The 25665-nt window shown below is 42.5% G+C and carries 26 protein-coding genes and 1 pseudogene; 20 read left to right on the plus strand and 7 right to left on the minus strand.

The window, feature by feature from the left end; all coding sequences use genetic code 11:
• Positions 1-180: 180 nt before the first annotated feature.
• From mnmG to ACU6U9_RS06465, 13 genes are all read left to right on the plus strand, one after another.
• Positions 181-2067: a tRNA uridine-5-carboxymethylaminomethyl(34) synthesis enzyme MnmG gene (mnmG, locus tag ACU6U9_RS06405; protein ID WP_446734220.1), complete on the plus strand. Its 1887-nt coding sequence runs from the start codon at positions 181-183 to the stop codon at positions 2065-2067.
• A 98-nt stretch (positions 2068-2165) separates the two neighbouring features.
• Positions 2166-2783: a 16S rRNA (guanine(527)-N(7))-methyltransferase RsmG gene (rsmG, locus tag ACU6U9_RS06410; RefSeq protein ID WP_446734221.1), complete on the plus strand. Its 618-nt coding sequence runs from the start codon at positions 2166-2168 to the stop codon at positions 2781-2783.
• Positions 2784-2859: 76 nt separating this feature from the next.
• Entirely contained in the window at positions 2860-3633 is a 774-nt protein-coding gene (locus ACU6U9_RS06415; protein ID WP_446734222.1) for a ParA family protein, read from the plus strand.
• A gap of 30 nt (positions 3634-3663) precedes the next feature.
• Complete coding sequence (locus ACU6U9_RS06420) at positions 3664-4569, plus strand: ParB/RepB/Spo0J family partition protein (protein WP_446734223.1); 906 nt, start codon at positions 3664-3666, stop codon at positions 4567-4569.
• 265 nt (positions 4570-4834) lie between these two features.
• On the plus strand, positions 4835-5206 hold the full coding sequence (locus tag ACU6U9_RS06425; RefSeq protein ID WP_446734224.1) for an ATP synthase subunit I: 372 nt from the start codon (positions 4835-4837) through the stop codon (positions 5204-5206).
• A 24-nt stretch (positions 5207-5230) separates the two neighbouring features.
• The gene (gene atpB, locus ACU6U9_RS06430) at positions 5231-6145 is read left to right on the plus strand and encodes a F0F1 ATP synthase subunit A (protein ID WP_446734225.1); all 915 of its coding nucleotides are present in this window, start codon (positions 5231-5233) and stop codon (positions 6143-6145) included.
• A 122-nt stretch (positions 6146-6267) separates the two neighbouring features.
• Entirely contained in the window at positions 6268-6495 is a 228-nt protein-coding gene (atpE, locus tag ACU6U9_RS06435; RefSeq protein ID WP_446734226.1) for a F0F1 ATP synthase subunit C, read from the plus strand.
• Between the two features lie 45 nt (positions 6496-6540).
• Positions 6541-7011: a F0F1 ATP synthase subunit B gene (locus tag ACU6U9_RS06440; protein WP_446734227.1), complete on the plus strand. Its 471-nt coding sequence runs from the start codon at positions 6541-6543 to the stop codon at positions 7009-7011.
• Between the two features lie 12 nt (positions 7012-7023).
• Entirely contained in the window at positions 7024-7560 is a 537-nt protein-coding gene (locus tag ACU6U9_RS06445; RefSeq protein ID WP_446734228.1) for a F0F1 ATP synthase subunit delta, read from the plus strand.
• Positions 7561-7576: 16 nt separating this feature from the next.
• The gene (gene atpA, locus ACU6U9_RS06450) at positions 7577-9121 is read left to right on the plus strand and encodes a F0F1 ATP synthase subunit alpha (protein WP_446734229.1); all 1545 of its coding nucleotides are present in this window, start codon (positions 7577-7579) and stop codon (positions 9119-9121) included.
• A gap of 45 nt (positions 9122-9166) precedes the next feature.
• A complete protein-coding gene (gene atpG / locus ACU6U9_RS06455; RefSeq protein ID WP_446734230.1) occupies positions 9167-10027 on the plus strand; it encodes a F0F1 ATP synthase subunit gamma in 861 nt (286 codons plus the stop codon).
• 35 nt (positions 10028-10062) lie between these two features.
• The gene (atpD, locus tag ACU6U9_RS06460; RefSeq protein ID WP_446734231.1) at positions 10063-11460 is read left to right on the plus strand and encodes a F0F1 ATP synthase subunit beta; all 1398 of its coding nucleotides are present in this window, start codon (positions 10063-10065) and stop codon (positions 11458-11460) included.
• A 14-nt stretch (positions 11461-11474) separates the two neighbouring features.
• On the plus strand, positions 11475-11903 hold the full coding sequence (locus tag ACU6U9_RS06465) for a F0F1 ATP synthase subunit epsilon (protein WP_446734232.1): 429 nt from the start codon (positions 11475-11477) through the stop codon (positions 11901-11903).
• 221 nt (positions 11904-12124) lie between these two features.
• On the opposite strand, the gene ACU6U9_RS06470 is transcribed toward ACU6U9_RS06465, so the two are convergent.
• From ACU6U9_RS06470 to ACU6U9_RS06480, 3 genes are all read right to left on the minus strand, one after another.
• Positions 12125-12865: a hypothetical protein gene (locus tag ACU6U9_RS06470; RefSeq protein WP_446734233.1), complete on the minus strand. Its 741-nt coding sequence runs from the start codon at positions 12863-12865 to the stop codon at positions 12125-12127.
• Positions 12846-12998 (minus strand): hypothetical protein, encoded by a 153-nt coding sequence (locus ACU6U9_RS06475; RefSeq protein WP_446734234.1) that lies wholly within the window; start codon positions 12996-12998, stop codon positions 12846-12848. The genes ACU6U9_RS06470 and ACU6U9_RS06475 overlap by 20 nt, the downstream gene beginning before the upstream one ends.
• Before the next feature lie 105 nt (positions 12999-13103).
• Positions 13104-13910 carry a hypothetical protein gene (locus ACU6U9_RS06480; protein WP_446734235.1) on the minus strand — a complete coding sequence of 269 codons (807 nt, stop codon included), beginning with the start codon at positions 13908-13910 and terminating at the stop codon, positions 13104-13106.
• Between the two features lie 318 nt (positions 13911-14228).
• On the opposite strand from ACU6U9_RS06480, the gene ACU6U9_RS06485 reads away from it, so the two are divergent.
• Positions 14229-15839 carry a phosphoethanolamine transferase gene (locus ACU6U9_RS06485; protein WP_446734236.1) on the plus strand — a complete coding sequence of 537 codons (1611 nt, stop codon included), beginning with the start codon at positions 14229-14231 and terminating at the stop codon, positions 15837-15839.
• 73 nt (positions 15840-15912) lie between these two features.
• On the opposite strand, the gene ACU6U9_RS06490 is transcribed toward ACU6U9_RS06485, so the two are convergent.
• Positions 15913-16647 (minus strand): TrmB family transcriptional regulator, encoded by a 735-nt coding sequence (locus ACU6U9_RS06490; RefSeq protein WP_446734237.1) that lies wholly within the window; start codon positions 16645-16647, stop codon positions 15913-15915.
• 179 nt (positions 16648-16826) lie between these two features.
• Here ACU6U9_RS06490 and glmU point away from each other — a divergent pair.
• Both glmU and glmS read left to right on the plus strand, forming a co-directional pair.
• Positions 16827-18198, plus strand: a pseudogene (glmU, locus tag ACU6U9_RS06495) (bifunctional UDP-N-acetylglucosamine diphosphorylase/glucosamine-1-phosphate N-acetyltransferase GlmU).
• 154 nt (positions 18199-18352) lie between these two features.
• Positions 18353-20185: a glutamine--fructose-6-phosphate transaminase (isomerizing) gene (glmS, locus tag ACU6U9_RS06500; protein ID WP_446734238.1), complete on the plus strand. Its 1833-nt coding sequence runs from the start codon at positions 18353-18355 to the stop codon at positions 20183-20185.
• A gap of 67 nt (positions 20186-20252) precedes the next feature.
• Here the strand turns inward: glmS and ACU6U9_RS06505 are convergent, their stop codons facing one another.
• Both ACU6U9_RS06505 and ACU6U9_RS06510 read right to left on the minus strand, forming a co-directional pair.
• A complete protein-coding gene (locus ACU6U9_RS06505) occupies positions 20253-21089 on the minus strand; it encodes a hypothetical protein (protein WP_446734239.1) in 837 nt (278 codons plus the stop codon).
• Entirely contained in the window at positions 21090-21590 is a 501-nt protein-coding gene (locus ACU6U9_RS06510) for a hypothetical protein (RefSeq protein WP_446734240.1), read from the minus strand.
• A 190-nt stretch (positions 21591-21780) separates the two neighbouring features.
• On the opposite strand from ACU6U9_RS06510, the gene ACU6U9_RS06515 reads away from it, so the two are divergent.
• The 4 genes from ACU6U9_RS06515 (at position 21781) to ACU6U9_RS06530 (ending at position 25194) form a co-directional block, all read left to right on the plus strand.
• On the plus strand, positions 21781-22860 hold the full coding sequence (locus ACU6U9_RS06515; protein WP_446734241.1) for a glycosyltransferase family 9 protein: 1080 nt from the start codon (positions 21781-21783) through the stop codon (positions 22858-22860).
• Between the two features lie 97 nt (positions 22861-22957).
• Entirely contained in the window at positions 22958-23503 is a 546-nt protein-coding gene (locus ACU6U9_RS06520; protein WP_446734242.1) for a discoidin domain-containing protein, read from the plus strand.
• Positions 23504-23901: 398 nt separating this feature from the next.
• Positions 23902-24456 (plus strand): discoidin domain-containing protein, encoded by a 555-nt coding sequence (locus ACU6U9_RS06525; RefSeq protein ID WP_446734243.1) that lies wholly within the window; start codon positions 23902-23904, stop codon positions 24454-24456.
• A gap of 174 nt (positions 24457-24630) precedes the next feature.
• Positions 24631-25194 (plus strand): hypothetical protein, encoded by a 564-nt coding sequence (locus ACU6U9_RS06530; RefSeq protein ID WP_446734244.1) that lies wholly within the window; start codon positions 24631-24633, stop codon positions 25192-25194.
• A gap of 62 nt (positions 25195-25256) precedes the next feature.
• On the opposite strand, the gene ACU6U9_RS06535 is transcribed toward ACU6U9_RS06530, so the two are convergent.
• Entirely contained in the window at positions 25257-25538 is a 282-nt protein-coding gene (locus ACU6U9_RS06535; RefSeq protein ID WP_446734245.1) for a YheV family putative zinc ribbon protein, read from the minus strand.
• Between the last annotated feature and the right edge of the window lie 127 nt (positions 25539-25665).

A 25665-nucleotide genomic window follows, 5' to 3' on the forward strand; every position in this document is an offset into this window, starting at 1 on the left:
TGCCAAGTCAGTTTAACGAGATACGCGCATTTTAATCCATGCTTGTACCAGATAACCGCTATCTGTAGCCCGTTGTGTCTAGCGTATAAAGCCCCCTATCTATATAATGCCCGCCCTGGTGAATTTTTGAGCAATAAATAATCAGGTTATTGCTCTTTTGGTATGTGCAGAGGTAATTACGTGGATTTTCCAAAGCGTTATGACGTGATTGTAGTGGGCGGCGGCCATGCTGGTACCGAGGCCTGCTTGGCGGCTGCACGCATGGGGTGTAAAACCCTATTAATCACCCACAGCATTGAAACGGTTGGGGTAATGTCATGTAACCCGGCCATTGGTGGTATTGGTAAGTCACATCTAGTGAAAGAAATAGACGCTTTTGATGGCGCGATGGCGCGCGCCACTGATAAAGGCGGTATTCAGTTTCGTACCCTAAATAGTCGTAAAGGCCCTGCGGTACGTGCGACCCGTGCCCAAGCAGACCGTGCGCTGTATAAAGCGGCGATTCGCGAAATTGTGGAAAACCAGCCTAATCTTGAGTTTTTTCAACAAGCTTGTGACGATTTAATTGTTGAAGGCGATACCGTAAAAGGCGTGGTGACTCAGGCAGGCATAAAAATTTATGCAGACTCTGTGGTGTTAACCACAGGAACGTTCTTGGGTGGCGTTATCCACATTGGTTTGGATAACTACCAAGGCGGTCGTGCGGGTGATCCACCATCAAATGCCCTTTCTCAGCGATTGCGTGAACTGCCATTTAATGTGGGTCGTTTAAAAACTGGCACCCCTGCCCGTATTGATGCGCGCAGTGTGGATTTTTCTGTGATGCAGCGCCAACCGGGTGATGCCATTACGCCTGTGATGTCGTTTATGGGGAGTCAAGCCGACCACCCAGAACAAGTCGATTGTTTTATTACCCATACAAATGAAAAAACCCACGACATCATTCGTGGTGGTTTAGATCGTAGCCCAATGTATTCAGGGGTTATTGAAGGCGTAGGCCCACGCTATTGCCCGTCGATAGAAGACAAGGTCATGCGTTTTGCCGACAAAACATCGCACCAGATTTTTGTTGAGCCAGAAGGTTTATCCACACATGAGCTTTATCCGAATGGCATTAGCACCAGTTTGCCTTTCGACGTGCAGGTGGCGCTTATCCACAGCATGAAAGGGTTTGAAAATGCGCACATTACCCGCCCAGGTTATGCCATCGAATACGATTATTTTAATCCACAGGATTTAAAACACAGCTTAGAAACCAAGCATATGAATGGTTTGTTCTTTGCTGGGCAAATTAACGGTACAACCGGTTACGAAGAAGCGGGTGCACAAGGCTTATTAGCTGGCACAAACGCAGCACTTCGTAGCATGGAAAAAGACGCTTGGTATCCTCGTCGTGACGAAGCCTACTTGGGCGTACTTGTGGATGATTTAATCACCATGGGCACAGATGAGCCTTATCGAATGTTTACCTCCCGTGCCGAATACCGTTTAATTTTACGTGAAGATAACGCCGATTTACGTTTGACCGAAAAAGGCCGTGAGCTTGGCCTAGTGGGCGAAGAGCGTTGGGCGGCATTTTGCATAAAACGTGAAGCCATTGAGCGTGAAACGCAGCGTTTAAAAAGCACGTGGATTCAGCCTAATAGTAGCGAAGCTAAACAGCTCGATGATTTAGTTAAAACCCCGTTAACGCGTGAATACAGTTTAATGGATTTACTAAAGCGTCCTGAAATTGAATACAAAGATTTAGCGAATCTAAAAGGCGAAGCAGTATCAGACCCACAAGTGTCTGAACAAGTCCAAATAGCGGCTAAATATGAAGGCTACATTGTGCGTCAGCTTGAAGAAATTGAGCAAATGCGCCGCTATGAAAACACCCTTTTGCCTAAGGATCTTGATTACTCAAAAGTAGGTGGTTTGAGCAATGAAATACTGCAAAAACTTTCGACTATGCAGCCTGAAACACTAGGCAGTGCCAGTCGGATTCAGGGTGTAACACCCGCTGCATTAAGCCAGCTGCTCATTTATTTGAAAAAGCACCACAGTGTGCAAAAGCAAAGTGCTTAAAAAATAATTTACATATGTGTGGGGGCGCTTGCGCGCGATAAATAACTTGTCGCGCGCAAGCGTCCTCCCACATGTTTGTTACTCAGTTTGGATATTCCATGTACAAAGCGTTATTAAATACCGGTCTTATCAAACAAGGCTTAGAGCTTAGCGATGACAAAATTGAACTGCTATTGGCTTATCATGCGCTATTGGTTAAATGGAACAAGGCGTATAACTTAACGGCGGTACGTGACCCAAGAGAAATGATCAGTCGTCATTTATTAGACAGCTTAAGCATCCTGCCGCATATCACTGGCGAGCGTATTTTAGATGTGGGTACGGGTCCGGGTTTACCTGGCATCCCTATGTCGATTTATTTTCCACAAAAGCAATTTACCTTGCTCGATAGCAACGGCAAAAAAACGCGCTTTTTAACGCAAAGTAAAATTGAGTTGAAGCTAACGAACATGACGCCAGTACAGTCTCGAATTGAATCATTCGACGCTCCATTATTTGATGCCATCACCAGTCGTGCATTTGCCACCTTAAAAGATATGGTGGACGGCAGTATCCACCTACTCAAGCCAGATGGCTATTTTTACGCCATGAAAGGTATCTATCCTGAGAGTGAAATACAGCAATTGGATGATAGAGTGAGTGTGGTAGACTGTTTTGCTTTGCACGTTCCCGGTGAAGACGGGGAGCGACACTTGGTGAAAATCAAAAAGAATTAGCAAACCCCAACCGTTCGCACTCGCTTACATTACAAGCATCGAATGGCCAAGGCGTTGACAATAATAAAGGTGTTTTGTGGGTCGAATCATAGCAATAGCCAATCAGAAAGGTGGCGTGGGTAAAACCACCACCACGGTAAACTTGTCTGCGTCTTTGGTTGCCACCAAGCGTAAAGTATTGGTGATCGATTTAGACCCTCAAGGTAACGCCACAATGGGCAGTGGTGTTAACAAGCATGAGCTTGAGCTGTCTGTTTATGATTTGTTGGTCGAAGGCACACCTGTTAAAGACGTGAAACAATCAACAGACCCAGCCGGTTATGATGTGATTCCGGCTAACGGCGATTTAACGGCCGCAGAAGTGGCGTTAATGGAGCTGGATAATAAAGAGAGCCGCTTAAAAACAGCATTGGATGCGGTGAAAGATCAATACGATTATATCTTGATTGATTGCCCGCCCTCTTTAAACATGCTCACGGTAAATGCCTTTGTGGCGGCCGATGGCGTTATTATTCCCATGCAATGCGAGTACTATGCATTAGAAGGGTTAAGCGCCTTAATGGGTACAATTGAACGAATCAAACAAATTAATCCTGACCTTGAGATTGATGGATTATTGCGCACCATGTATGACCCAAGAGCCAGTTTAACCACAGACGTATCAGCCCAGTTGATTAATCACTTTGGCGATAAAGTTTACGGGACAGTGATTCCCCGTAACATACGTTTGGCAGAAGCACCAAGCTACGGCATGCCGGTGCTGCATTATGATAAAACCTCCCGTGGTGCCGTCGCGTATTTAGCCTTAGCGGGTGAAGTGAATCGCAAAAATAAATCGGTCGAACATTAATATTACTTTTCATTAAGCGGCAACAAGAACATGGCAAAAAAACGTGGATTAGGTGGAATGGGTTTGGATGCCCTACTGGCAGGTGCGGCTAGTCAAAGCAATAGTGCGCAAGCAGAAGCTGATGCTCCCTCAACCGATACCGCTTTTAGCAAAGATGTTCTCAAGCAATTGCCTGTTGAATTTTTACAGCCAGGCCAATATCAGCCGCGTAAAGACATGCACCCAGAAGGCCTAGAAGAACTAGCCGCTTCGATTAAAGTGCAGGGCATCATGCAACCGATTGTTGTGCGTGCTATCTCTCCTAATAGTAATAATAGTAAATACGAAATCATAGCGGGTGAGCGTCGCTGGCGTGCGGCACAAATGGCTGGCTTACATGAAGTGCCTGCGATTATTCGTGACGTAGCGGATGATGCCGCCATTGCTATGGCTCTGATTGAAAACATTCAGCGTGAAAACTTAAACCCAATGGAAGAAGCGGTTGCACTGCATCGTTTGCAAATTGAATTTGAACTCACGCAACAACAAGTCGCCGACGCGGTAGGTAAGAGCCGCGTCAGCGTAACCAACTTACTGCGCTTAATGAATTTGAATGACGACGTTCGTATTTTGCTTGAACATGGCGATATCGAAATGGGTCATGCTCGAGCGTTACTGGGCCTGCAAGGCGAACATCAAAGTGAAGCCGCACGCCAAGTCGTCGCCAAGGGGTTTACGGTTCGCCAAACAGAAGCACTGGTGCGTACTTGGCATGAGCAAAAAGCGCCAACAGTGAAAGCTAAAGCGGATCCTGACATTCAGCGCCTTGAAGGCAGCTTGGGTGAGCGTTTAGGCGCAAAAGTCGAATTGAAACACAATGCCAAAGGCCAAGGTAAATTAGTCATTAGTTATTCTAGCCTTGATGAGCTGGATGGCATTTTAAATCATATAAAATAATCACTTCTAAAATGGCCGCTTGATTTTGAGTGGCCGGCTATTTCATTGCTAATCCCCACCAAGCCATCTACACTGCCTCACGATTGTGCAAACTTTGCTCAGAAAATCAATATACTGAGTCTGAAATGCACAATTTAAATGCGAATAAAGTGAATGGCTGGTTGAAGCTAAGCGGTATAGCCAATATAATTCTGCCCGCCTATTTTTAGGTAATTGACTTAAATCATGAAGTGGCAGTTGGCGAATTAAAGCCATTGGAGAGAGCGTGAGTCAGACCATAAAACGCCCTCCGGTATATAGAATAACCCTGTTTCAATTAGGGTTAAGTGGCGTAATAGCCCTTTTGTTTATGCTGAAAAGCCAAGAGGCTGCCATATCCGCATTAGCGGGTGGATTGATATGTGCTGTCCCCAATGCCTACTTTATACACAAGGCATTTAAATACAGTGGCGCACAGCAAATGGGTTACGTACTGCGATCTTTTTATCAAGGTGGTACGTGGAAAATAGTATTAACGGCCATTGGTTTTGTAGCGGCGTTTAAGTTAATACACCCGATTGATTTTTTGGCTTTGTTCAGTGCATTTATTGCTGTTCAAGTCGCAAACGTTTTCGCTTCAAGAATTGCAAATTTATAAACCTTTAAAAGAAGAGTGTGGCATATGGCAGGTACTTCCTCTACCGACTACATAAAACACCATCTCACCAACTTAACCTACGGCGAATTGCCGGCCGGTTATGAGCGTGCAGATGGTTCAGTTATGACTGAGAGTTCTTGGACTCTTGCACAAACAGCACAAGAAGCCGGCGACATGGGCTTTATGGCATTGCATGTTGATAGCTTGGCATGGTCAATCGGCCTTGGTGCTTTGATTATGTTCATCTTTTGGCGTGCCGCTAAAAATGTAACGACTGGTGTGCCATCAGGCATGCAAAACTTTATAGAAAGCCTTGTTGAATTTATCGACAACACCGTAAAAGAAAGCTTCCATGGCCGTAACCCTCTTGTGGCCCCTCTTTCTTTAACCATCTTTACTTGGGTATTTATGATGAACCTAATGGATTTAATTCCAGTAGACATTATTCCTAAGTTATTTGAACTTTCATGGGCGGCTGCAGGTAATGATCCTCACCATGCATTCATGAAAATCGTACCTTCTACAGACCCTAACATTACCGCAGGCCTAGCATTATCTGTATTTGCGCTAATGATCTTTTACGGCATTAAAGTAAAAGGTATCGGTGGTTTTATTGGTGAGTTAACGCTACACCCGTTCAATGCTAAAAACCCGTTTGTACAAGCTCTGTTTATTCCAGTGAACTTTACTCTAGAAATATTAGGTTTAATTGCTAAGCCAATATCGCTAGCACTGCGTTTATTCGGCAACATGTATGCCGGTGAGATGATATTCATTCTAATCGCGCTAATGTTCTCAGCTGGTTTGGCAATGGGTATTTTTGGTGGTGTTTTACAGTGGGCATGGGCAGTATTCCATATCTTAGTAATTACACTGCAAGCATTCATTTTTATGATGCTAACAATTGTATATCTGAGCATGGCTCACGAAGATCACTAGGCAACAGTTTAAGGCTTATGTAAATAAGCCTTAAAAACTCGCGCTGAAATGAAAACGATTTTTAACCCTTTAACTTAACCGTTAATTTTAACCTTAACCCTAACCTTAAATAGGAAACTACTATGGAAATGATTTACATCGCAGCCGCACTTATGATCGGTCTTGGTGCTCTAGGCACTGGTATCGGCTTTGCTATTCTGGGCGGTAAGCTTTTAGAATCTACAGCTCGTCAACCTGAACTAGGTCCACAACTTCAAACTAAAACCTTCCTTATGGCTGGTTTACTTGATGCTGTACCAATGATCGGTGTTGGTATCGCTATGTACCTTATCTTCGTTGTTGCAGGTTAATTTTTAACTATACAACTCAAAACAACGAATTTAGAGGACTAAGGCGTGAATATTAATTTGACTCTGATCGGCCAGATCATCGCCTTTGCTGTTTTCGTTGCATTCTGCATAAAATTTGTTTGGCCTCCGCTAATCAATGCTATGCAAGAACGTGCAAAGAAAATTGCGGATGGTTTGGACGCAGCAAACCGCGCTGAACGTGACTTGAAATTGGCTCAAGAAAAAGCCACTTCTCAAATGCGTGAAGCAAAAGAGCAAGCTGCCCAGATCATTGAGCAAGCGAACAAGCGCGCTACCCAGATTATTGATGAAGCCAAAGATACGGCCCGTCAAGAAGGTGAGCGACTTAAAGCCGCAGCTCAAGCGGAAATAGATCAAGAAGTTAACCGCGCGAAAGAAACTCTACGTACTCGAGTTTCAGCACTAGCAGTAGCCGGCGCTTCTAAAATCCTGGAAACCTCAATTGATGTTGAGAAGCACAATGTGCTTCTTGATAAATTGGCAGAAGAGCTATAAGCGAGGTTTACCATGGCTGAACTTTCAACATTGGCACGTCCATACGCGAAAGCAGCCTTCCAAGCAGCTGTTGACGCTGGTAATTTGCAAGCATGGTCAGCCATGCTTTCAGTTACTAGCAATGTAGCCCAACAAGACCAGGTGGAAGAGGTTCTATCTAACCCTAGTCTTACAGGCGCACAACAGGCTCAAATATTTATCGATGTTTGTGGTGATATTTTGAACGAATCAGGTCAAAACCTGATTAATGTTCTAGCGGAAAACAGACGTATTTCGCTTTTACCACAAATATTCGAGCAGTTTGAGCACTTGAAGGCCGAGCTAGAAAAAGCAGTAGATGTAGAAATCATCTCAGCTTTCGAAGTAGCGGACGATACTAAGCAAAAATTGACTCAAGCTCTCAAAGTCAAACTTGAAAAAGACGTACGTGTTACTACTTCTGTTGATAAAACATTAGTAGGCGGCGCCATCATCCGTGCGGGTGATATGGTGATCGACGGTACTCTTAAAGGCAAGTTGGCCAAGTTAGCCGAAGCGATGAACTCCTGAGTTTGAGGGATAAAGCATGCAGCAACTAAATCCTAGCGAAATTAGCGATGTGATCAAAAGCCGTATCGAGAAACTCGATACGTCTTCTGAAGCTCGCACCGAAGGTACCATTGTATCCGTCGCTGACGGTATCGTGCGTATCCACGGACTAGCCGACGTAATGTACGGCGAAATGATTGAATTTGATGGCGGCCTATACGGCATGGCTCTTAACTTAGAGCGTGATTCTGTAGGCGCAATCGTATTGGGTGATTACCTTCCACTACAAGAAGGCCAAAAGGCTCGTTGTACTGGTCGTATCCTTGAAGTACCAGCAGGTCCTGAATTATTAGGTCGTGTTGTTGACGCTCTTGGTAACCCAATTGACGGGAAAGGCCCTATTAATGCAGCAACGACTACTCCGGTAGAACGTATTGCACCAGGCGTAATTTCTCGTAAATCTGTAGATCAACCTGTACAAACTGGTTATAAATCAGTTGATGCAATGGTTCCTGTTGGCCGTGGCCAGCGTGAGCTAATCATCGGTGACCGTCAGACTGGTAAAACAGCGATGGCGATCGATGCGATCATCAACCAAAAAGACTCTGGCATTAAGTGTGTATACGTAGCCATCGGTCAGAAGCAATCTTCTATTGCGAACGTTGTTCGTAAACTTGAAGAGCACGGCGCAATGGAAAACACCATTATCGTTGCCGCTTCTGCATCTGATCCTGCATCTATGCAGTTCTTATCGCCATACGCTGGTTGTGCAATGGGTGAATACTTCCGTGACCGCGGTGAAGACGCTCTAATCGTATATGATGATTTGACGAAACAAGCTTGGGCTTACCGTCAAATTTCATTGCTATTGAAACGTCCTCCTGGTCGTGAAGCATACCCTGGTGACGTATTCTATTTGCACTCTCGTCTACTTGAGCGTGCATCTCGCGTAAATGCAAACTACGTTGAGCAATTCACCAATGGTGAAGTGAAAGGTAAAACCGGTTCTTTGACTGCGTTACCGATCATCGAAACTCAAGGTGGTGATGTATCTGCGTTCGTACCAACAAACGTTATTTCCATTACTGATGGTCAGATCTTCTTAGAAACTAACCTATTCAACTCAGGTATTCGTCCTGCGATGAACGCCGGTATTTCGGTATCGCGTGTTGGTGGTTCAGCACAAACTAAGATCATCTCTAAATTAGGTGGTGGTATCCGTCTAGCCTTGGCTCAGTACCGTGAACTAGCAGCGTTTGCTGCCTTCGCATCTGACCTAGATGACGCGACTCGTGCTCAGCTTGAGCATGGTAAAACTGTTACTGAGCTAATGAAGCAGAAACAGTACGCGCCAATGTCTGTAGCTGAAATGGCGATTATGCTATTTGCTGCAAACGAAGGTTATCTAAAAGACGTAGCCGTAGAAAAAATTGCTGCTTTCGAGTCTGCTATTCTTTCTTACGCCCACGCTGAGTTCAAAGACCTAGTTAATCTTATTAACGGTGCCGGTAAATTTGGCGACGACGAGAAGAATGGTCTGAAAGACTTACTTGAGAAATTTAAGGCCACTCAAACCTACTAAGCTTCGGCTTAGTCGGTTCGCCGAGTAGATAATAGGGGCAGTCATATGGCAGTCGGAAAAGAGATTAAGCAGAAAATCGGCAGTATTAACAATACGCGTAAGATTACATCTGCAATGGAAATGGTAGCAGCATCGAAAATGCGTAAAGCGCAGTCTCGTATGTCAGCAGGCCGTCCATATGCGGAAAAAATCCGTGCGGTAGTCGGCCATGTGGCCAGTGCTACCAGTGAATACCGTCATGCCTATCTGCAAGAGCGAGAAGTAAAACGCGTTGGTTACATCGTAATTACTTCTGACCGTGGCCTATGTGGTGGTTTGAACACCAACTTGTTACGTAGCTTGATGAAAGACATGAAACAGTTCCGCAGCGATAAAATCGAAGTGGATATTTGTGCCATTGGCCAAAAAGGTGTTTCGTTCTTCAAGAGCTTCGGTGGCAATGTTGTTGCTGCTAAAACACATTTAGGTGATGCGCCAGCAGTACATGATTTAATCGGTAGCGTTAAGGTGATGCTAGATGCATTTGATAGCGGAGATATTGACCGCTTGTATATAGTGGGTAACGAATTCGTTAACACCATGACGCAAAAACCAACCGTTAGACAACTTTTACCGCTTGAAGCTAAGCAAGACAAAGCATTAAGTGGCCATTGGGATTACATCTACGAACCTGACGCTGAGCTATTGCTTGACGATTTATTGGTTCGTTACATGGAATCACAAGTGTATCAAGCCGTTGTGGAAAACACAGCGTGTGAGATGGCTGCGCGGATGTTGGCGATGAAAGCCGCAACCGATAATGCGGGTGACTTCATTAAAGAGCTGAACTTGTTGTACAACAAAGCTCGTCAAGCGGCAATTACACAAGAGATCTCTGAGATCTGTAGTGGCGCAGCAGCGGTATAGGCTTGCAGATTAAAGGTTTATAAGAGGATTTAACAATGAGTAGCGGAAAGATCGTACAGATCATCGGCGCTGTAATCGACGTGGAATTCCCACGTGATTCAGTACCAAAAGTATATGACGCGCTTAAAGTTGAAGGCGGAGAAATTACGCTAGAAGTTCAACAACAGCTAGGTGATGGTATCGTACGTACCATCGCGATGGGTTCTACAGAAGGCCTAAAGCGCGGTTTAACAGCTGAAAATACTAACGGCCCAATTCAAGTACCAGTTGGTCTTGAAACATTAGGTCGTATCATGGACGTTCTAGGACGTCCAATTGATGAATGTGGCCCTATCGGTGAGAAAGAAGTTGCTTCTATTCACCGTAAGCCGCCTACATTCGCAGAACAATCCATGTCTTCAGATTTGCTAGAGACGGGTATCAAAGTAATCGATCTAGTTTGCCCATTCGCTAAGGGTGGTAAAGTAGGTTTGTTCGGTGGTGCTGGTGTTGGTAAAACTGTAAACATGATGGAATTGATCAACAACATTGCAAAAGCGCACTCAGGTTTATCTGTATTCGCTGGTGTTGGTGAGCGTACTCGTGAAGGTAACGATTTCTACTACGAAATGGCTGAGTCTGGTGTTGTTGATCTAGACGACAAAGTTAAGTCAAAAGTAGCGATGGTTTACGGACAAATGAATGAGCCTCCTGGTAACCGTTTACGCGTTGCGTTGACGGGTCTTACTATGGCTGAGAAATTCCGTGACGAAGGTAAAGACGTTCTACTTTTCGTAGATAACATTTACCGTTACACCCTTGCGGGAACCGAAGTATCTGCACTGTTAGGCCGTATGCCTTCAGCGGTAGGTTACCAGCCAACTCTTGCAGAAGAGATGGGTGTGCTTCAGGAACGTATTACGTCTACTAAGACGGGTTCTATCACCTCTATCCAAGCGGTATACGTACCGGCGGATGATATGACGGATCCAAGCCCAGCGACAACATTCGCTCACTTGGACTCAACGGTATCTCTGTCTCGTGACATCGCTTCTAAAGGTATTTACCCTGCAATCGACCCTCTAGACTCTACCTCTCGTCAGTTAGATCCTCTAGTAATCGGTCAAGAACATTACGACATCGCTCGTGGCGTTCAAACCGTATTGCAGCGTTATAAAGAACTGAAAGATATCATTGCCATTCTAGGTATGGATGAGCTATCTGAAGAAGATAAGCAAACTGTATCTCGTGCACGTAAGATTGAGCGTTTCTTGTCTCAGCCTTTCCACGTGGCAGAAATCTTTACAGGCGCACCTGGTAAGTACGTATCGTTGAAAGAAACGATTCGTGGCTTTAAAGGTATTCTTGAAGGTGAATTTGATTCTCTACCAGAGCAAGCGTTCTACATGGTAGGTACAATCGAAGAAGCAATCGAGAAAGCTAAAACCTTCTAATAGGAGAGTAAGCTATGGCAATGACGGTTCACTGCGATATCGTTAGCGCTGAAGAGGCTATCTTCTCTGGCTTGGTTGAAATTGTGATTGCATCAGGTGCAAACGGCGAGCTAGGTATCTTACCTGGCCACGCGGCTCTGATGACATCACTTGAGCCAGGCCCCGTTCGTGTTAAAAAACAGAACGGTGAAGAAGAAATCTTCTACGTATCAGGTGGCTTCTTAGAAGTTCAGCCTAACTCTGTGACTGTACTAGCAGACACAGCGTTACGTGCTGACAACATCGATGAAGCAGCCGCGCTTGAAGCGAAAAAACACGCTGAGCAAGCACTAGAAAATCAAAGCGGTGATTTTGATTATTCTCGTGCGGCCTCTCAGCTTGCGGAATCCATTGCACAGATTCGCACTCTGCAGCAGATCCGCGAAAAATTGGGTAAGCGTTAATCTTTTAAGGTTAAAGTTTATTTAGATAAGAAACCTGCATTGGCTTTATAGCTAGTGTGGGTTTTTTTTGTGCTTATTAAAAAGTGCTTATGTGCATTAATGAGGGGTAATGTACTAGGTGAAAGTTCTACTGATAAAATAGGCCGTGTTGGAGCGTATGAAATTATAGTCTAATCATGCTTAGGCCAAATACAGCACCTAAGCATAACTATTTATGATTACTAGTTTGAAACGTAGCCGTCTACTTCAATAGTATTATAAACTACCTTCAGTGTAGTCACTTTTGATACAGGTAGAACAACTCCACCTGTGAACGACTCTGATTTAGAGCAGGTCTCTGCGTTTAACTCATATATTTCAGCAGTATTAGTACTAAATACAGTTCCTTTGGCAGCCGTGTACACAGCTGTTTCACCGATGAATAAAAGATTAGAATCAAGTGTATTCGCAACTGTGGTAAACAAAGCTGTATTACCATCACCTGTTCTAATAACATGAACTGGATTTTGGCAATTTGAATCGGAATATTTTACATAAAAACCATCAGTGTCATTTTTGTATATAGGATCGTATGGTGCTAATACATATCTATTATTATACCCTCCTTTGACGGATGTAATACCATAATCAGTTTTTAGCATGATAGCTGGTTTGTAAAATGTGGCTACAACTTCGTTAGTGTAACCAATAAGTTCTCCGTCTCCTCTTACAGGGATTGTAAACTCATCATCAGTCTTAGCGCTTTGATTTTCAAGTGCTGAGACTTTATCTTCCAGCGCTTTTATCAAAGCAGCTTGTGCAATTGTATAAGCTTTAAGGTTAGAAAAGTTTGTATTCACTTCAGCCGCTTTGGCTGGTGTACCCGCTGTAAATGCAGTTAGTTCTGGTGCTTGCGCTTGTACAAAACAGGTGGTTAGAGTAATGACTGATGCAAAAATCAGCTTAGTTCCATTCAATTTCATTCCAGTTTCCTTCGTCCCAATTATTGTTTTTAACGGCTGTTTTAGTTGTCTCTTTTTCTTTTTTGCTGCTATCACTTGAGCCACAGCCAATTAATAAGGCTGAACAAAATATGAATAGTAAAATGTTTTTCATAAATTTAATCTCATGTTTTTATGTGTACTAATACAAAATGAGCGTAATAAAAATGAAACAGAGTGAAAGTAAAAAATCCTCAGTTTCTTTGAAATAGCTAGAGTATTAATTAGGAGTGGAATAACCCTCAATGGTAATTGTTGAATAAGTACTTTTTAATCCATGGCTTTCTTGGCTGACCTTAACAAGCGGAGTAACTAAAGAGCTAGCAGGAATAGCCTGTTGCGAACAGGAATCGTCATAAATATTGTAATTATATAAGTTTTTTTCAGATGTGGTTTTAGTAAAAATTGTACCAGCAGCAATTAAGTATGTTCCTTTGCCGCTATCATGGATGAAGTTATTTTTATCTATGGTGTTTGCGACCTTAGTAAAAACAAGCTGAGGCAAACCGTCATCAGCAATGACTCTAGATGGATTTTCAGTACACATTGCATCGGAGTAATATACATAACCATTAGCGCGGGCGCTTTCTGTTAATTCGTCATAACCGTCGAGGTAATAACTGTTTTTTTCATAGACACCTCTTATGGTTGCCATACCATGAGTTGTTTTGATTTGGATAAAAGGTTTATCTGTATTGTGTAAAACTCGGTTGGTATGACCAATTAGCACTCCATCCCCTTTTACTTCAATTGTAAATTCATCATTAGAATCAGGGGTTGAGTTTTCAAGAGCATTTATTTTTTCTTCTAAGGTTTCAATCAAGGCGGCCTGAGCATCAATTACACTGCTTAACTCATTACCATGGTTCCTAAGGGTAGTAAAGTTGGCATTCACTTCTGCAGCTTTTGCTGGCGTGTTTGCTTTAAACGTGGTTAGCTGAAGTGGCTGAGGGTTTTCAGCTTGAGTTATGCTAGTAGCTAATACGATTGCTGATGCTAAAAGCAGCTTAGTTCCATTCAATTTCATTTCAGTTTCCTTCATTCCAATTATTACTTTTGACAGCTACATCTGGTGTTACTTTTTCACTTTGTGAATTGTCAGTGTTTCCGTCACTTAAGCCACAGTCAGCTAATAAACCTGGGTGAAATATGACCAGTCAAATATTTCTCATAGATATCTATATGTCCGTGCGCGCGCACATCATACAAGGACAATAAATTGCATCAAGATCAAAAAGATATAAGAGAATATAATGATTAAAATTCACACATTATTTTGAATACACATGCCCTTTAGATGTGATTTTTATTACAATGTGTGCAAACCTGAATAATTGAGCTCATCGTGCAAAAACTCAAACATACCCTCTTAACGCTTTTGGCCCTATGGGCATTCGTCATCATGCCGGATGTTATTTACGGCTTGTTCAATCACAACTACTTAGCGGGTTATGACTTCAAAAGCATCGTTATTACCTTGGTGTTGATGGTCTTCATGCTGTTAAGCCGAACGCCTAAACTTAATAAGGCCGTATTACTGATACTGGCTTTGATGCAGGCCACTGAGCTGATGTATTTCCAATACTTTGGCGGCTTTTACAGTGCTTTTGATATGGTGCTGATGATGGGCGAAATGCACGATGCCTTGATTGGTTTTGCTGATGGTTTGAAATTTATGTTGCCAGCGTTCTGTTTATCTATGGCATTTTATGGGTTGGCTTATTTCACCTATAACAAATATCACAAAACCAGTTTTACGGTGCCTTATATCTGGGTGCTGTTTGTATTGCTGCTCACACTACCCTTTTTACAGTCTTTGCGTTCCGATGCTTCTCAAAAATACCAGCCAAATATCGCGCACTCGGCCATGAAAAATGGTTTATACAGCGTGTCATTTTTTACTGCTCGCCAGTTAAAAATTATTGTGGGCTTGCGTAAGGCAATGCCGAGTTATCAGCCTTATGAACTAACAAAGAGCCAGCCAGTAGATGCAAATGTTGTGATCTTGATGGGTGAGAGTTTGAGTTATTTTAATATGGGATTATATGGTTATGAGCGAGATACAACCCCAGATTTAATGCCGTATAAACAGGACTCGAATTTCTTTTTCTTACCAGCAATCTCAAGTGCTGTTTCGACGCGAGTGTCTCTTAGCTTATTTTTTAACACCGTATATGAGCCTAATAATACGGCCCATATCAGTAAAATGGATACAGCTTTATTCCGTTTAGCAAAGCGTCAAGGGTTTGAAACTCACTATATAACCACGCAAAAAAATGCAGGTGGCTTAACCTATGCTTTCTCTTTAGGGGACATTGATACTTGGAAAGAAGATAAGCATCTAGATCAGTTCGATGGAGACTATGACGATCGCCTATTACTCAAGCTTAAGTCCATGAACCTAGATTACGATAAGCCTCAATTTATTACATTACATATGCGCAGTGCTCATGCACCTTATGTGGCTAATTACCCTAAAGACCAAGAAGCGTATCCGGTTGATGGGCAGCCCTATGAAAAGTACATGCTTAATAGTTACGATAACTCAGTACGGTACACACAAAAAGTGATAGCGGACATTTATGAATTCTTTAAAGAGTCAGGTAAGCCTACTTATATATTTTTTACGCCGGACCATGGTGAACTCACAGGCCAAGGTGGTCGCTTTGGACACAATGCGGTTGATCTTGATATGGCCCGTGTACCGTTTATGTTTTATGGCGTTGATATTCCAACCGATGAAATAACCCGACTTAAAAAAGAGTTAGGTTGTATGCCCAACCATTATTTAATCAGTCAGCAAGTGGCTAAAGTATTGGGTTACGACATTCAAAACCCCAATGAAGAAAAGGGTCAGTATTATTTGAACGGCACAGATGTATTTGGGGAGGCTGGCTTTATGCAGTACGACTTAAAGCAAATTCAAGATGAAACGTGTCCTGTGTTTTTAAAATAGATGTAAACTATTTAGCCGCTCAATGAGCGGCTTTTGCGTTTAATAACGGCTTATAATTTGAATATTAGTGAGGTTAAAGCGCTGCCCATAACGTGTCGAACATCATCTGTTGTGTGCCTGCAATGGCATCACTGTCAATGACGACTACAACAGGGTAGTTATTATCTGCGAGGCTTATCATCGCCACCTTTGGCGGGTAAATAGCAATATAAGACGCATCGCCCTTCCCTTTAAGCCATTTGCGCTCAGCCAGCTCGGCCTCATCACCCCCATCACCAATTGCGATTACACGAACCTTGATATTCTTCGCAACGCGCTGCTTAGTGAACGTTGGGAAGGGTCTGTATAGGTGCTCACGCAGTGCTTGTGTGGATATCACGCTGTACTGCTTTTGTTTACTCCTATCCACACTGCTTAGAATATCTCGCAGCACGAGCTCTACCCCATCATCCCCTTCATAGAAGCGCACATTACCGGCCACCATGTCGGTTTTAAGGTGCTTGAGCCCTGGAATAATATCGGTTTTAAGCTCTAGCAATGTTTGCTCTAAGCTTTGTCGCTTTTGTTCAGCCAGATCCAGTAAGCGCTCAGGGTCTTCGGCTTGAAACACGCGACGCTTGCCTTTTGGCAGGTAGTTAACAATGCCCTTGCTGACTAATATCTTGAGTGTTTCGTAAGCAGTGCCACGGTTCAATTGGGCTTTATCGGCCAAATCACGAATGGAGGCTGGTCCAAGTACGAGCAAACTATGATAAACGGCGATCTCGCGTTCCGTTAATCCCAGTTGTTTTAGGCTATTTAATTGCATTGTTGTCATTTATTTTGTGACAAAGTGGATTGTAAATCCTAACAAACTCAATAGACTGAGCAACCTTTTTTATTTAGTGTCAGACAAGATTTGACATTGGCCTAATAGAATGGATTGCCTAGAGTCGTTATTATGACAGCTTTAAGGCACGGCCTTTAACGGAAGATAGAGATACATAGATGATTGATGTAGTGATTTTAGCCGCGGGACAAGGGTCCCGTATGAAATCGGATTTACCGAAAGTGTTACACCCAATTGCTGGTAAGCCTATGTTAGGCCATGTGATTGATAGCGCGCGTAAAGTCAGTGCGAACGCCATGCATGTGGTGGTTGGCCATGGCGCAGAGCAAGTGAAGGCTCAATTTGGCGAAGAAACGGACATACAGTTCGCTCTTCAGAGCGAGCAAAAAGGCACAGGTCATGCGGTTATGATGGCCCTTGATAATCTAGCTGAGACCGGCGTTACCTTGATTTTGTATGGCGATGTCCCCTTGATTCAAAGCGACACTCTAGATGCTCTTATTAAAATTACCGAGCACGGTAATGTGGGTTTACTGACGGTCAATATGGACGATCCAAGCGGTTATGGTCGAATCGTGCGCGATGCCGGCCACAAAGTGAAAGCCATTGTTGAGCATAAAGATGCGAACGAATCTGAGCTTTCCATTGAAGAAGTGAACACGGGCATTTTGTCTGTTCCGACTGAAAAGCTACACGAGTGGTTGCCTAAGCTGTCAAACGACAATGCTCAAGGTGAATACTATTTAACAGACGTGATCGCCATGTCGGTTGCCGCTGGTATTGAGGTCGAAACGTTACAACCGGAGTTTGCCGAGGAAACATTTGGTGTCAATAATCGCGCGCAACAAGCTGAACTTGAGCGTTGGTATCAAGCTCGCTTAGTTCAAGACTTAATGACTCAAGGTGTTACTGTACTCGACCACTGCTCGCTTGGATATTCGCCCTGGGCAAACAATGGGTGTGAGTGTAGGCCGTGATGTGGTGATCGATGCAAACGTTATTCTAGAGGGCCAAGTGGTTTTAGGTTATGGCGTGAAGATAGAAGCCAATTGCATCATTAAAAATTCCTCTATTGCCGCTGGCACCACTGTGAAAGCGTTTAGTCATTTAGAAGATGCGGATGTAAAACAGGGTTGTGATATTGGCCCTTATGCTCGTTTACGCCCTGGTTCTGTTCTAGAAAACGGCGCAAAGGTTGGTAACTTCTGTGAAGTGAAGAAATCCATTATTGGTGAAGGTAGCAAGGTTAATCACCTAACCTATATTGGCGATGCGGTGATTGGCAAGGGTGCAAACATTGGTGCCGGCACTATCACGTGTAATTACGATGGTGTGAATAAGTTTAAAACGGAAATTGGTGATGGTGCATTTATTGGTTCAAACTCATCACTAGTAGCCCCCGTCAAAATAGGTGCCGGTGCAACCGTTGGTGCTGGTTCAACCATTACCAAAGAAGTTGAGGCGGATAAGCTGGCAGTTGCTCGTGGTAAACAAGTGAATTTGAACTGGCAGCATCCAACGAAACGTTAGACGCTGGATGGGAGACGATAGATGCAAAAAACAACTTTGATGCATTAGGCTCCTAACAAATAATTTAGCAAAAGAATAAAAAGGAATACGAGAGAGTAAGGATGACTTTAGAGCGTCTCTCATATCTCGTCTCCCATTAAGCAAGGAATAAAACATGTGCGGAATTGTAGGCGGTATCGCCCAACGTAATGTAAATGAAATATTGTTAGAAGGCCTGCGTCGTCTTGAATATCGTGGCTATGACAGCGCAGGTTTGGCTGTATTAAATGACGCCAACGTGATCGAACGTTGTCGTCGTATGGGTAAAGTGAAAGAGCTAGAAGATGGTATCGAAGCCGCGCCGTTTTTTGGTAAAACCGGTATCGCCCATACTCGCTGGGCAACTCATGGGAAGCCATCAGAAGAAAATTCACATCCGCATATGTCAGGTGAGCGTTTGGCTATTGTGCACAATGGCATCATTGAAAACTATGAAGATTTACGCGACGAATTATGTGATAAAGGTTATGAATTTTTATCGCAAACTGATACAGAAGTCGTCGTGCATATGCTGCATTATAACTTACAAAAAACGTCTTCATTGACCGATGCTGTCAAAGAAACCATTAAGCGATTAGACGGTGCCTATGCACTAGGTGTTATCAGTGCCGATCATCCGGGTAAATTAGTGGCTGCCCGCCAAGGTTCACCACTGGTTATTGGTGTGGGCAGTGGCGAACATTTTATTGCTTCGGATCAGCTTGCGTTATTACAAGTAACCGACCGTTTTATTTTCTTAAACGAAGGTGATGTGGCCGAACTCACCACAGATCATGTACACGTATGGGATAAAGACAACGCCGAAGTGGTACATAATGTGAGCGTGTTTGAACATAAAATGGATGTGGCTGATAAAGGCGAATACCGTCATTACATGATGAAAGAAATCTTTGAGCAACCACAAGTGATTCGCAATTGTCTCGAAGGCCGCATCAGTAAAACCCATTTGCTTGAGCAAGCGTTTGGCATAAAAGCCAAAGACGTATTTGATAAAACCGAAGCGGTTCAAATCATCGCCTGCGGTACTTCTTATCATTCCGGTATGGTTGCTAAGTATTGGATTGAAAGCTTAGTGGGGATTCCATGCCAGATTGAAGTGGCCAGTGAATACCGTTACCGTAAAACCGTGGCACTGCCTAACAGTTTGTTTATTACTATTTCACAATCGGGCGAAACGGCGGATACATTAGCGGCATTACGTAAAGCCAAAGAAATTGGTTTCACGGCAAGCTTAAGCATTTGTAACGTGCCGGGTTCTTCCCTAGTGCGCGAATCAGATCTGGCGATTATGACCAACGCAGGTCCTGAAATTGGCGTGGCATCTACTAAAGCCTTCACTTCTCAGTTGGTTGCATTAATGATGCTAACCATTGCCCTTGGTCGTCGTCACGGTATGGTACGTCAAGTGGAAGAAGAGATTGTGGCAGACTTACTTAAGCTGCCAGAGCTGGTTGAAAAAGCACTGGCAATGGACAGTGACATTGAAATCATGGCGCAAGATTTTGCGGAAAAACATAACGGCTTATTTTTAGGTCGTGGTGTCATGTACCCTATCGCAATGGAAGGTGCATTAAAGCTGAAAGAAATTTCTTACATTCATGCCGAAGCCTATCCTGCCGGTGAATTAAAACATGGTCCATTAGCGCTTGTAGATAAAGACACGCCAATTGTTACCGTCGCGCCGCAAAACGAATTATTGGATAAATTAAAATCTAACCTTGAAGAAGTACGTGCCCGTGGCGGTGAGTTATTTGTTTTTGCCGATGAAAAATCAAAAGTGAAAAGCACAGATAACATGAAGGTACTCAACATGCCGTCGTGCAGTGATTTGATGGAGCCGATTTTATACATCATTCCATTACAGCTATTAAGCTATCACGTCGCGGTTTTAAAAGGTACAGATGTGGATCAACCAAGAAATTTGGCCAAGTCCGTAACAGTAGAATAATGAAAAAATAAAGTTCTGATATTAAGCAATAAAAAAGCCTGACTGTGTCAGGCTTTTTTATTACTTTTTAATCGGTCGATATGAAAACAGTTTTATCGACTCGATTTCCGGTGATAATACCGCTGTTAAAATTAGGATTTAATTGACCAACTTGTGCTTTTACTATTTCAATATTGGTATTGCAGCTGCCACTTGCCCGCCTGGTAAAATCGGTCGCGGGTAAAACATATGAACCTGTATCAGCCAGCCCAATAATATCATGGGTGTCGTTGATACTATTTAAACAGGTGGTAAAAATACTGATATTAACGGAGTGATTATCATCATTAGTCTGCCAGTTTATTTGTAAATCATTGCTTCTACTGTGCGTTTCATTACTCAATGGCGCGGTTATAGAAAAAATATCAGGCAATGTAACATAACTACCCACAGCATCTTGAAAAGAATTCCGTAGTAGTGATACATAATAGGTGTCGTTATTAGAAGTAGGAATAAAGCCTGAATACCAAATATCACCCTGAATTCTAAAACCTAAAAAACTATAAAAAAATGTTCCGCCTTCTTTTACGTTTGTAGAATTATTGGCGACATAACTTAGCTCTGAAAAAAGATCGCCTGAATCCCCAGAAAAATCAGAAGGGTCATAGTTGTATGCCCATAACGTATCGCCATCACTTAGTTTTATGTTCGTTGTAGACGCAGGTCCATCAGGCTTTAGCTCGATATTAATATATGCCTTTCCAGTATTACCGGCTGTAATGTGAATATTGGCATGAGTATTCGTAGTATTTACGATATCTGAATTGACAGTATCATTATCACTGCCGCAGCCCACAAGCGCTAAACCTGTAATTAATACAAAGTATATATACATTTTTTTTAAAATATTTATTTTAAACATCATTTAAAATGCTCTCTGTAAACCAATTGTAAAGTGTTTTAAGTCTTGATCTAAAATATTTTTGGTGACGCCGGCATTGATAGTGAAGCCCCATTTACGTTTTAATGGAAACCATAAGCCAGCACTTAGTCCAAAGGTGGTGTCATGCTTGTCAGAAAATTTGGTACTACCATGGTGAGCACTGGCATCATAATAAACAGCGCTCGCCCCAACCAATAGTTCAGGCCAGCCAAGATCCAAATGACCATTTATAGAAAAACGACCTCCTTTTAATTCTATATAGCTGTTTGAATGGCTTTTAACTTTAAAATCTTCAAAATTTATATACGCTAACTCTAAAGAGATATATTCATAACGTTGGCCAAGCCCGAATATTGAAGTGGTACTTTCCTCATAGTCATTATTAGGGGCTTGAGTTTCACCTAGCTTAATCGATACATAATTTTCTTCTGCATAGGCGGGAGGAAATACAAATAATAAGATGAAGAGTAATGTGAATCGCATTATTAGACCAATTGCTATTAATAGTAAAATGCGCGTATTTGTCTCAAAATACCTATATAAAGAAGGATACAGGATCAAACGGCCGCATTATTTGCACGGATTGTAACATCATATTAGTGGCGACAGATGGTTCTAGATTTTATTTACCCCCCTATTTTTATATCAGTTATAATCGCTTCAAGATAAAACAATGAGTGCCATAAACAGTATGTCCGTCCCTATACCTCAGCATATTGCCTTTTTTCGTTTATCCGCTCTTGGGGATGTGGTATTGGCGATCCCCATGATTCGGGCTTTGCAAAAAGCATGGCCGAGTTGCAAAATCACCTGGATCACAAGTTCTGCAGTTTATCCCTTACTTGAAGGCCTTGATGGTGTTGAGTTTTTAGTGATTCAAAAGCCGCAAAAAATTAAAGACTATCTATCGCTGCGTAAGCTATTTAAGCAATACGAGTTTGATATTTTAATTGCAGCGCAAGCCAGCTTTCGTACCAACCTGATTTATCCTCACATTAACGCCAAGCGTAAAATTGGGTTTGATAATGGCCGAGCCAAAGATTTACATTCATGGTTTGTAAAAGAGCAAATACCAGGAGCTAACGAACATTTAGCAGAAGGTTTTATGGGCTTTGCAAAATACTTAGGGGTTGATACACCAAAAACAAAGCAAGAGTTCGATTGGCAGCTTTACACCAGTGAAGCAGATCAAGCTTGGGCTCGTGCCACTAGAAATAATGGGTCGGATAAAAAACAAAAGTATATTGCAATCAATGCTGCGGCGAGTAAAGCCGAGCGTACTTGGAAAGCAGAGCACTACGCTCAACTCATTGATTTAGCCGTGGCCCAATACAATTGCCAAGTGGTACTAACGGGCGGCCCAGCAGAAAATGAAATCAAATTGGCTAATGATATCGAAGCCTTAGTGAAAACGGATATCGATAATCGAGTGGGTAAAACCAAACATAAACAAATAGCGGCCTTACTGGGCGAAGTAGACTGTTTAATCGCCCCCGATACTGGCCCTGTTCATATTGCCGTAGCCATGAATACGCCTGTGATTGGTTTATATGCAGTGGCTCGCTCTGGTCTATCTGGCCCGTATCAAAGCCCAGATTATACAGTGGATGCTTATCCCCTAGCAGTTGAGGCATATTTAGGTAAGCCCTATGATAAGGCTAGCTGGCATGAACGGGTACATCATCAATATGCTATGGATCTCATTACAGTGGATGATGTTTTAGAGCAGCTTTGCCAGATTTGCATAAAATAAATAGATACTCCATGTGACAAAAAAATGTTTTACAATTTTCTAAAAACCATATAATTGCCGGCCTTTTTTCTGCTAATAAATCAAATGGAGTATGTAGATGTATTTAAAGGCAATTGGATTAGTGGCTATAATTAGTTTAAATGGATGCGGCGGTTCAGGTGGTGGTACACCTAGTGGAGCGTCTGGCACTAAAGAAGTGACTCACAATGTTGTCTTAAGTACCAACGGGGCAGTAATTTCATCAAGTTATAACGATGTTTCTTCAAAATATATTGCTGATGGTGATAGCACAACGTCTAACTTTTGGGCAGGAAATATCCCTGGTGATAACCTAGTAATTGATTTTGGGCAAACAGCTAAGCTTAGTGATGTTTCTGTTTATACAAGCAACACATCTTACAACACATCGAACCCAGCCATTAAAGTAGAGTTGTCTACAGATAAGCAAACGTGGAAACGAACCATGAACCCATACGGTGCTTCAGATGTTTCTTGTTCTACATGGGCGGCGGGAGAGGGAAAATTATTTTGCGTATTTTCAGCTGAAGAAAGTGCTCGATACATGCGTGTGATCACAAATGATGGCAGTGTTCGCATTCATGAAGTAGAAGCGACAGGTACAGTAAAAGTATCGTCTAATTAAGACCATAGCCATCAACCGTAGTTGGGTTGATGGCTACAGCATGCTTATCTTTTTGTTATAAACTGACCTCTGCAAAGAAATATCTTCATTAATGCCTCATAGATACAGCGGCTTGATATTTTTAAAAGAGTGTCATGACGTATTTATCATATTTGACTATTCATATCGCAAAAACCATTCGCTGAAGCTCTGTTGATACGAGTGAGTACATCATGCAGATGCAATGAATTTAATTACAGTTGATGATGTGTGGTGCTAACTGAAGCACATTTTGATTTAAACAACTCTAAAAGCAGCGAATGGTCACATTTAGCTGGCTAAAAATTATTTATAATCACTCTTTGTTGAGCTGTCTCGTTTACATATAGATTCAGATGTTACTGGGAATGGAGAGTGAAATGTATTTAAAATTGATAGGCCTAGCGCTGCTGCTTAGTGTTACTGCATGTGGCGGTGGTGGTGATAATGATGGGTCTCGCTTTAAAAAAAATAATAATACCAAAGAAGTAAGTCAAAATGTCGCACTTGCTTCTAATGGTGCATCAATCCAATCAGCGACTTATGATTCAAACGCAGCTAAATACGCGATTGACGGCGATACAACCACATCAAATTACTGGGCAGGAAACACAGCTAATGAAAATTTTGTCATAGGCTTTCAAGACTCGGCAGAATTAACAAAAGTGGATGTATATACCAATATTTCAACGGGAGATCAAACCAGCCCCCCTATTACCATTGAGATTTCGACAAACCAAAGAACTTGGAGAACGTTGGTTGGTACGGCTAACAATGGTGGTATTCAATGCAGCAATAGTGGGTTTTCAGGTAATAAATTTCTTTGCTTTATTGCAAATGAAAACGCTCGCTATATACGCATCGGTACAAATAGCGGTAATGTGAACATTTATGAAGTAGAAGTAACAGGCACTGTAACCGTTCCTCTTAATTGACTTATTATGCCGTCAATCCATGTTTGATAGACGGCATCCTTTCAGTGTCTATTTTTTTATATATTGTCCCTTCTTTCATTACCAGTTTCAAAACCCTGCAACTCAACAACATTACTTTACAATTAGAACTGGTTAAAATTGATACAGTAGCGCACCATTTTACGGGAGCGTTATATGAAGTATTTAGTTTTAGCAGCCTTATCGGTTTTATTAACGGCCTGTGGCTCAGAGAGTGATAAGACAACAACCTTCTTAGAGGGCTCATGGCGTTCAGAGCAAACAGGATGTGTTGATTATGATGACGACTTCACTGTATTTGGTTATGCGGTATTCAGCTTTAATGGCAACGCAGTACAGATTACTGGATATACATTTGCTGATGAAGATTGTACACAAGCAAGATCAAAGACAGTGTCGAAGGGCACATTAGCCGTATTTAATGATGTAATCCTAGCGTCAGGTGAAACGGTCACTCAGATTCAAACAACCTTAACCAGTTCACAAGAGACCCTTTATTTGGCATCAGCAGTAGAGACATATAATACCGATGAAGAGTGTGGATTTACGAACTGGGAGATAAACGTTAGCAAGGATACTTTGGCTTGCGTATCTACAGAGCTATTTAAGGATATCGCTAAGATAGAAGGTAACCAGTTGATTTTTGGTGATGAGGATTACTTAGGAGAAGACGGGTATCCAACTCAGCTATATAGTGATTCACCATGGTATAAGCAGTAACGCAATATATGTAAATAAATGGCCGATTAATTCGGCCATTTATTTTTTAAGAAGAGTATTACTTAATGCTTGGTATCACTTGGCGGCATAACATCAAATATTTTAATCGCTTGCTCACCTTCATCTCGAATGGCTTTGCCTTCAGGGGTGACCCGAGTTTGTAGCTCCGCCGCTTTGGCATCGGCTACCATTTCTTCTTCGCTTTTCATGATGTCACTGTAGTCGCAGGCTACGCATTCACGCACATCACGGCCGTCTTCGTTTTTATACATTACGAGCTTGTCCATTTCAGCACACTTTGGGCAAACAGCTCCCGCGATAAAACGCTTGGTTGCTTTGAACATGATGGTCTCATTTGAGTAGAAATTACCGGCCATTATAGCGGATTAAGGTTATCACTTATAGGAGTCGAGTGCCCAATGCACTCTCAGCACTCGTGAGGTATACAGCTCAGCTCTCCATATCAAAAAT

The organism is Pseudomonas sp. HK3, from assembly GCF_052920985.1.